The following is a 9094-nucleotide window of genomic DNA, read 5'->3' on the forward strand; positions in this document are numbered from 1 at the left end:
AAGAATAGAAGGTGGAACGGTTGAATGAGCGGAAAAGGAAAGTAGAAACGTGCGCTTCATCCAGTCTTTGCCCGAAATTTGAAGCGGCGATGCAATTGCTTAGCAAACGTTGGGTTGGACTGATTATTAGTCAATTGTTAGAAGGAAAACGGCGGTTCTCGGAAATTGAATCCTCGTTGCCGATTAGCGGAAAATTATTGTCGGAACGATTGAAGGAGTTAGAAGAAGCAGGCATTGTCGAACGCAATGTCTATCCGGAAACGCCGGTGCGGATTGAATATGTACTAACGGAAAAAGGAAAAGCGCTAGAGCCAGTGATGGAAGCGATTGAGCGCTGGGCGCAAATGTGGGAACCTAACAAAGACGGAAGCTCATAGGCAGTGACCCGTTAACTAAAAAATGGAGAACAAGGCTTCTTTCACAAAATTGACATTGTGATAACATAAAGGGGGAAAAAGAATGACATTGGAACAAAAACTTGAACAATATGCGGCATTAGCTGTCCATACAGGCGTGAACATCCAACAAGGGCAAACGCTTGTCGTAAAAACGCCACTCGAAGCAGCACCGCTTGTTCGTAAAATCGCAAAAAAAGCGTACGAAGCAGGCGCAAAGCACGTGTATGTCGAGTGGGAAGACGAAGAGCTGTCATATATTAAATACATGCACGCACCGGAAGAAGCTTTTTCGGAATATCCAACGTGGCGCGCGCAAGGAATGGAGCAGCTGGCACAAGAAGGGGCAGCGTTTTTATCGATTTATTCGCCAAACCCTGACTTATTGAAAGACGTGGATCCGAAACGGATTGCGACGTTTGCGAAAACATCATCGGAAGCGTTGCGAAATTACCGCAGTGCACTAATGGCAGATGAAAACTGCTGGTCAGTTATTTCGGTGCCGACGCCGGCATGGGCGAAAAAAATTTTCCCGCATCTGTCGGAGCAAGAAGCGGTCGATAAGTTATGGGACGTTATTTTTGCCGTTACACGCGTCCATGAAGAAGATCCGATCCAAGCATGGGAAGAGCATAATAAACGGCTAGCAAAAGTGATAGAGTATTTGAATGAGAAACAATATAAGCAATTAATTTATGAAGCACCAGGAACGAATGTAACGATCGAGCTTGTCGAAAACCATGTTTGGCATGGCGGAGCAGCCGTTAGCCAAAGTGGGGTTCGGTTTAATCCGAACATTCCGACGGAAGAAGTGTTTACGATGCCGCATAAAGACGGGGTCAACGGCACAGTGCGCAACACGAAACCGCTCAACTACGGCGGGAACGTCATCGATGGGTTTACGTTAACGTTTAAAGATGGCAAAGTCGTTGATTTTACAGCGGAAACAGGATACGAAACGTTGAAGCATTTGCTTGAAACAGATGAAGGGGCGTGCCGGCTAGGGGAAGTAGCATTAGTGCCGCACCACTCCCCGATTTCGCAGTCGAATATTATTTTCTACAACACGCTCTTTGATGAAAACGCTGCTTGCCACCTCGCGCTCGGCAAAGCCTATCCGACGAATATTGAAAACGGGGCGACGATGACGAAAGAACAATTGGCCGCACGCGGCGTCAACGACAGCTTAATCCATGAAGATTTTATGATTGGCTCCGCGGAGTTGAACATCGACGGCGTCACAAAAGACGGCAAGCGCGAACCGATTTTCCGCAACGGCAATTGGGCGTTTACGCTAGATTAAGGCTGGTTGAATAACCAGTCTTTTTCTTTCCTGAAAAACAAAAAGCCCTTAGTTGCAAGGGCTTTTCACAACGTCCTAGGAGGGATAATAACTGCATCATAAAGTCATTGATATTCCATATCGATATGACCTTTTGTATCGTGCAAAATTATCTCCAGTGTGTCAATCCATGCAAAAAAGCGGATCACCTCGCCTCAGGACTGTTGACAAAATAGTACACCTTCCGTTTTTCAACCCTCCTTAATCACTTATTATTTATTACACCTACTAATTTCTTTAGTTTTTCATCAGCTAACTAAATAATACCCTAAGCCCCAGCCTTCAAAAAAGGTGGGGGCTATTTGACGTTTACCTACAAATCTCTACATGCTTCGAGGCGTGACACCACACCAAATTTTTCTCAACTTTCAAGCAAATGATGTACTTCTTCTTCCGTAAGATCCACAAGAGCTGCAATTTCTTTTGGTGCCATTCCTTTTTTCGACATATTGCGAACAAGGTGTTTCATTCCTTGTTTAAATCCTTCTTCCAATCCTTCCTTTTTTCCCTTTTGTATTCCTTTTTGCATTCCTTTTTGTATTCCCTTTTGCTCATACGAGATTAACAATTCCAGCACCTGTTCTTTTTCTTTCGTTTCCATTTCATTCACCTCGTTTCGTAATTGTTGTTCTTCCTCATCCGACAGCTTCACATATGTTTCAAAAAAGTCGATTAACAATCGCTGCTTTGCTTCGTCTAATTCCATTCGTACAATCATGCGTAAAAACTGCTTTTTTAGTTCTACCCGTTCACTTTCAGTATACCCCATTTTGCTTAACAACGCAGCGGCGATTGGGTTGTCGTGGCGAATGTAATCACGCCAGTTTTGTTTGCGCAACTCAACAGTAAGAAAGCGGAATTGAAGCACATCAAAAAACGGAAATTGGAGCGTAAACGAGGAAGGCTCATGGCGAAGATAGTCGTAGCTAAATACCGCAATCGGCAACATACGCTTTCGGTATTTTTCAAACAAGCGGCTAAAGTAAATAAACATCCGTTCGGGAAACGACGGCTGCACGTAGCTTTGGTTTTCGATATGGACGATAATCAAGCCGTCTTCCCCTTTTAATTTTGTTTCCACCAGCACATCGACGCGATACTTTTCCCCCGCCGTCACGTCGGTGAACAGCTCCTCCGACAAAAACGACACGTGCTGAAAGTCGATGTGCTCATGCACATGTGGGAAAAAGAGAAGAAGAAACTCTTCAAAAAACGTCGTAATCAGCTCTTTAAACAATCGATCATGATCGATGGGCATATATGCACCTCGCTTTCTGTTTTCTTGCATATGTTCGACAAAATTAGTGATGTTCCTGCTTTGGAAATGGAAAAGCAGAGAGAAAAACTATCACTCTCTGCTTCTACAAATCTCAATATACTTCGGGGCGTGACAGGTACCAAGAATAAACCAGAAACAAGCCCATTCCGCAGTAACCGCAAAGAAAGTTATTTAAATAATAAAAATTCAGGGAATTCCGCTGTTTTGTTGTATAATGAAGATATGAAAACAACAGCGAAATTCCCTCATTCCAATCTTACAACAGAAGATCTCCTCCAACGCTTAGAAATGCTGGAAAAGCAACATGCGGAATTACAGGCGGAACTAAAAAAGCAACAGGAGTTGGAAGCCAAATTAAAATGGTACGAAGAACAACTTCGCCTTCTGCAACATAAACGCTTTGGGGTTTCAAGTGAAAAAATCCATCCTGATCAATTGGAACTATTCAACGAGGTAGAAAACGAATCGAACCTTGAGTTGCCGGAACCTACGTTGGAGTCCATTCGTTATCAGCGCCGTCGGAGAACACGCGGTCACCGCGAAGCGATGCTGGAAAACCTGCCGGTGGAAACGGTCGAATACCGTTTACCCGATGAAGAGCAGGTCTGTTCGTGCTGCGGTGGAACGCTGCATGAAATGAGCACGGAAGTACGCCAAGAACTTGTCTATATTCCTGCGGAATTAAAAGTGGTTAAACACGTGCAATATGTCTATTCTTGTCGCCATTGTGAGCACCATGAGATCGAAACGCCGATTCAAACAGCGCCTAGACCGAAATCGGTCATTCCGGGCAGTTTCGCCTCTCCTTCTATTTTGGCACATATTATGACGCAAAAATATGTAGAGGGGCTCCCGTTATACCGCCAAGAAAAACAGTTTCAACGAATGGGCATGCCTCTTTCTCGCCAAACATTTGCCAATTGGATGATAAAAGGAGCGGAACAATGGCTGAGTGTGCTGTATCATCGAATGCATGAACATCTTCTGGAGCTGGATATTATTCATGCCGATGAAACTACCCTTCAGGTTCTTCAAGAACCCGGAAGACCAGCTACTTCCACTTCCTATTTGTGGCAGTACCAGACAGGGGTAGAAGGACCTCCTATCATCCTTTATGAGTATCAGGAAACGAGAGCAGGGGAAAACCCAAAGAATTTCCTGAACGGTTTTCAAGGCTATTTGCAGGTGGATGGATACGCAGGGTACCATCAAGTGCCGAACGTAACCTTGGTTGGTTGTTGGGCTCATGCGCGTAGAGGATTTACAGACGCACTAAAATCCATGCCTGCCAATAGCGTGGCCCCAGTGACCGCAACGGAAGGGCTGAATTTCTGTAACCAACTGTTTGCGGTGGAACGCAAATTAAAAAAACGAAAACCCGAAATTCGGTATGAAGAACGTCTAAAACAAAGCAAGCCTATCTTAGACGCTTTTTTGTCATGGCTTCAAAAGCAAAAACAGCGCGTGTTGCCAAAGAGCGCATTAGGAAAAGCCATTGCGTATTGTCTGAACCAATCGGATAAATTAGTGGCCTTTTTAGAGGATGGGCGACTGGAGATCGATAATAATCGCAGCGAACGCTCGATCAAATCGGTAGTCATCGGAAGGAAAAATTGGCTTTTCGCGAATACACCACAAGGTGCACGGGCAAGTGCCATCATCTACAGCATAGTGGAAACAGCGAAAGCGAATCAACTAAATCCGTATTACTACCTTCGCTATCTTTTTGAGAAGCTTCCCAATATGGATTTGTCAGACAAGCACGCATTGGATCAAATGCTTCCTTAGTCAACCACACTCCCTGTTTCATGTATTGCTTTTGATCAGCTAACTAAATAATACCCCAAGCCCCGGCCTTCAAAAAAGGTGGGGGCTATTTGACGTTTACATATCGTATCGATATAACCTTTTGTATCGTGCAAAATTTGTGCAAAATTATCTCCAGTGTGTCAATCCATGCAAAAAGGCGGATCACCCCGCCTCAGACTGTTGATAACCTTCCGTTTTTCAACTCTCCTTAATCACTTATTATTTATTACACCTACTAATTCCTTTAGTGTGTCATTAATTTGGTATAGCTGAAAACCTACATAAAAGATACCAATTGCTACTAGGGCTAATACTAATATTAAACTTTTGTCTTGATTTTTCATAAATGTCACATCTTTCTCATAAAGATTATTGAACAGGAGTAGTGTAGTCATAGTCAACATCTAATTTATGATAGGCTTGGGCTGTCATGTTTCCTGAGACTTCCGTGAAGTTACACCAATGTCTAATATCCATGGAAGCATATGTTCCAGATGATTTCCAAGAAGTTGTAGGTTTAAAGATGTCTCCGTTTTTTAAAGAACCTCCGATACCGTTTTTAATTTCCCAACGTCCATAATCATAATTTAAACTACCTATTTCATCTACAGTAGGCTCTCCACCTAGGTTGAAAGAAAAGGATATTGACCAAGGGAATCCAATGCTAATGTTATAAGGATTGTCACTATCATCATCAGGATCCCAGTCATAAATATGGTCACTATCATAAGGAATATCGTGGTCTACTTTAAGGTAGGATGGATATCCCCCGTTATATCCCTGCATTTGCGTATAATCTTCTACGGTAAAGTAATCATACATACCGTCCGATTCATCGTAGCTTTGCTTTAAATACCAGTCCGTATATATTCTCCCTAATAATAAACTATTATAATATGCACTAGCTGAAAAAGTACCGTCACTTTTTACTATTTTAGAGTCTGCTTTGGCAGCATTTTTTCTTAAAAAGTTAAAGGACATAATTCTCGGTTCTTCTTCTGCTGTGCTTTCTACAGTGATAACTAAACTATTTAAAATCTCTTGAATATAATGTTTTGTTGTTGGTGTTAATGTTCCATTTTTGCTTGACACATTAATGTCAGATACAAATAACTTTTGAGGAACATCTTTAATGGTATAACCAATAATGTCATGGACATCTTCATCTTTCCATGCTAAACTATGAGGATTTTCTTTTTTCGAGCCTTTTTTCTTTTCATTTCCAAAATGTACTTTCATTGGTTTACTATTTTCTTTGGAGGCGTCAATAGTTATTTCGTCTATATTGAGCAATTGTCGGTATTCATCAAAAGTTAACCCGCCATAAAGATAGACTTTTTTGCCGTCAATAAGAGCATCATGTAGGGATTTTTGCAATTCGGGACTCTTTTTTACTTCATTAACACTATAAGCAATATCCGTAGATTCTTGATTAGTAACCTTATTTTCTTTATTTGCCTGTTTCCACTCTACCTTAATTTTTCCCTCGTTTAGAAATTGTTTTTCTTTGATTATTGAGTCGTCCTTATTGTCATTCTTCATACTTTTTATTACTGGAGTTATGTCTTCCGAAGAATAGAAATCCAACTTCCTTTCCTCTGCTTTAGTGCCAGCAGTGTTAGCATTAGCACGTTTCACATTGAGGGAATAAGGGCTCCATACAATACCAATAAATAGAATAGTGATTAGTAAAAGAGTTTTTTTCCTACCCATCCAACCAATCTCCTAGAATTTATTGTATAATATAGATTCTATATCCTATGATAACATTTATATCAAAAATAATTCAATATATTTATTCTGTTTTTAAAAAAATCCTGAATCCGTGATGGGTTGAAGTCGATTTTGATTTTGTTGCTAGTTCTATGGGGGTATGATCTATAAATCCCTTTTTATGATTATTACCTGCACCCAGTCGTGTTGATTAACCAATAATATCCATAAAAAGCATAGAAAAAAGAGCACCTTTCCTGTAGAATGTAAGTAACGACACAAACAAACCTAGGAGGTGCTCTCTATGAACAAGCATACCACACTCCCAAATTTGATGCAAAAAATGGTTTCTGATGAAGATCTCCAGTCGATGATCGAAGCCGTTGGCTACCATGACACTTCGCGGACGTTTACGGTGCGCACGTTGGTTGATTTTTTTCTGTTGGCGGCACTTCACGAATGGAAAAGTTTCCGTCATGGTGCCGATGTGGCGAAAATGTATGGATTGTCGACGTTTCATTACTCGACGGTTTCTAAGAAAGCGAAAGAAGTTCCGTACGAGGTGATGAAGCGCTTATTTGCTTTGGTGGTTTCGACATGCAATCGCCAAACCCGCCGTTCGCTTCGCTTTCCAAAAGCATTGCGTGTAGTAGATTCCACGACCGTCACCGTGGGGAAAAACCGCCTTACATGGGCACCCTATCATGGGGAACGATCCGGAGTGAACATGCACGTCGCGTATTCCCCTGAGCAACAAATGCCGAGCGACATCGTAGAAACCGTAGGGCTGCGCCACGATGGACCGGTGGGAGAGCAGCTCACAGACGTGCCATCGGTTCTTGTCGAGGATCGAGCGTACTTTAAAATCGAACGTCTCGATCGGTTTGTCGAACAGAAGCAACCATTTGTGATTCGGATGAAAGACAATGTCGAGATTCATCAAAAAAGAGCCTAAAGCGCCTTTCTTCCTCCTCTTCTTCCATTGTGGCGGATTTTACTTGCCAGTTAGGAACGAAACAATGTTGTTCCAAGAAGCGCCATCGCGTCGTGATCTTTCAGGATGCGAACGGGCATGACATCCGTGTGGTCACGAACGTCTTAGAGGCATCGGCGGAAAAGATTGCCGAGATGTATCAAGAACGTTGGACAGTGGAAGTGTTTTTCCGATGGATCAAGCAATATCTAAACGTTCCGACTTTATTTGGCACCAACGAGCATGCGGTATACAACCAACTTTTTGCGGCATTTATCGCTTATGTGTTATGGAGATGGCTATATCATCGAACGGAAAAACGGACAACCTCGTCCCTTTCCTTTCTTTCGTTTGTCCGTCGTTTTTTCTCTGGGCAACTTCCTCTCGAATGGAAATCCGAGATGGCAGCTGTCTTATTTGAGTATGCCCGAATATATGGGAGGAGTATGCCTAATTTTGGATAATCAACAGCCGTGATGTTTCATTCCTTGTTTAAATCCTTCTTCCAATCCTTCCTTTTTTCCCTTTTGTATTCCTTTTTGCATTCCTTTTTGTATTCCCTTTTGCTCATACGAGATTAACAATTCCAGCACCTGTTCTTTTTCTTTCGTTTCCATTTCATTCACCTCGTTTCGTAATTGTTGTTCTTCCTCATCCGACAGCTTCACATATGTTTCAAAAAAGCCGATTAACAATCGCTGCTTTGCTTCGTCTAATTCCATTCGTACGATCATGCGTAAAAACTGCTTTTTTAGTTCTACCCGTTCACTTTCAGTATACCCCATTTTGCTTAACAACGCAGCGGCGATTGGGTTGTCGTGGCGAATGTAATCACGCCAGTTTTGCTTGCGCAACTCAACAGTAAGAAAGCGGAATTGAAGCACATCAAAAAACGGAAATTGGAGCGTAAACGATGAAGGTTCATGGCGAAGATAGTCGTAGCTAAATACCGCAATCGGCAACATGCGCTTTCGGTATTTTTCAAACAAGCGGCTAAAGTAAATAAACATCCGTTCAGGAAACGATGGCTGCACGTAGCTTTGGTTTTCGATATGGACGATAATCAAGCCGTCTTCCCCTTTTAATTTTGTTTCCACCAGCACATCGACGCGATACTTTTCCCCCGCCGTCACGTCGGTGAACAGCTCCTCCGACAAAAACGACACGTGCTGAAAGTCGATGTGCTCATGCACATGTGGGAAAAAGAGAAGAAGAAACTCTTCAAAAAACGTCGTAATCAGCTCTTTAAACAATCGATCATGATCGATGGGCATATATGCACCTCGCTTTCTGTTTTGTTGCATATGTTCGACAAAATTAGTGATGTTCCTGCTTTGGAAATGGAAAAGCAGAGAGAAAAACTATCACTCTCTGCTTCTACAAATCTCGATAAACTTCGGGACGTGACAGGTACCATATCAAAAAAAGCCCTTTCCGGGCTTGGGTACGTCCCAGGAGAGACTCGAACTCCCGACTCGACTCGGTTTCCCCTTTTCTTTTGGTATTTGTTTCCTATCTCTTTTTTCTCTTCGTACGTTGCGCCGTCCCTTCCTCTTCTCGCCTTTTCACCGAAGCCGGATGCG

Annotated in this window: 6 protein-coding genes and 1 pseudogene; 4 read left to right on the plus strand and 3 right to left on the minus strand. The window is 42.4% G+C overall.

Translation table 11 applies throughout. The features are described from left to right. The first annotated feature begins 89 nt into the window (after positions 1-89). Together GGR02_RS10925 and GGR02_RS10930 are read left to right on the plus strand one after the other, a co-directional pair. Positions 90-377 carry a winged helix-turn-helix transcriptional regulator gene (locus tag GGR02_RS10925; protein WP_183184846.1) on the plus strand — a complete coding sequence of 96 codons (288 nt, stop codon included), beginning with the start codon at positions 90-92 and terminating at the stop codon, positions 375-377. Between the two features lie 82 nt (positions 378-459). Then, a complete protein-coding gene (locus tag GGR02_RS10930) occupies positions 460-1698 on the plus strand; it encodes an aminopeptidase (protein ID WP_183184825.1) in 1239 nt (412 codons plus the stop codon). Positions 1699-2098: 400 nt separating this feature from the next. On the opposite strand, the gene GGR02_RS10935 is transcribed toward GGR02_RS10930, so the two are convergent. Then, the gene (locus GGR02_RS10935; RefSeq protein ID WP_183184827.1) at positions 2099-2995 is read right to left on the minus strand and encodes an Rpn family recombination-promoting nuclease/putative transposase; all 897 of its coding nucleotides are present in this window, start codon (positions 2993-2995) and stop codon (positions 2099-2101) included. A 309-nt stretch (positions 2996-3304) separates the two neighbouring features. Here GGR02_RS10935 and tnpC point away from each other — a divergent pair, with 309 nt between their 5' ends. Then, positions 3305-4804: an IS66 family transposase gene (gene tnpC, locus GGR02_RS10940; RefSeq protein ID WP_183184848.1), complete on the plus strand. Its 1500-nt coding sequence runs from the start codon at positions 3305-3307 to the stop codon at positions 4802-4804. Between the two features lie 390 nt (positions 4805-5194). Here the strand turns inward: tnpC and GGR02_RS10945 are convergent, their stop codons facing one another. Next, complete coding sequence (locus GGR02_RS10945) at positions 5195-6538, minus strand: hypothetical protein (RefSeq protein WP_183184829.1); 1344 nt, start codon at positions 6536-6538, stop codon at positions 5195-5197. Between the two features lie 304 nt (positions 6539-6842). On the opposite strand from GGR02_RS10945, the pseudogene GGR02_RS10950 reads away from it, so the two are divergent. Beyond that, positions 6843-7975, plus strand: a pseudogene (locus GGR02_RS10950) (IS4 family transposase). Here GGR02_RS10950 and GGR02_RS10955 read toward each other — a convergent pair. Further along, complete coding sequence (locus GGR02_RS10955; RefSeq protein ID WP_183184831.1) at positions 7976-8785, minus strand: RpnC/YadD family protein; 810 nt, start codon at positions 8783-8785, stop codon at positions 7976-7978. It lies immediately after the preceding pseudogene. Between the last annotated feature and the right edge of the window lie 309 nt (positions 8786-9094).

The sequence above is a fragment of the Anoxybacteroides voinovskiense genome (genome assembly GCF_014196205.1).
Classification (GTDB): Bacteria; Bacillota; Bacilli; order Bacillales; family Anoxybacillaceae; genus Anoxybacteroides; species Anoxybacteroides voinovskiense.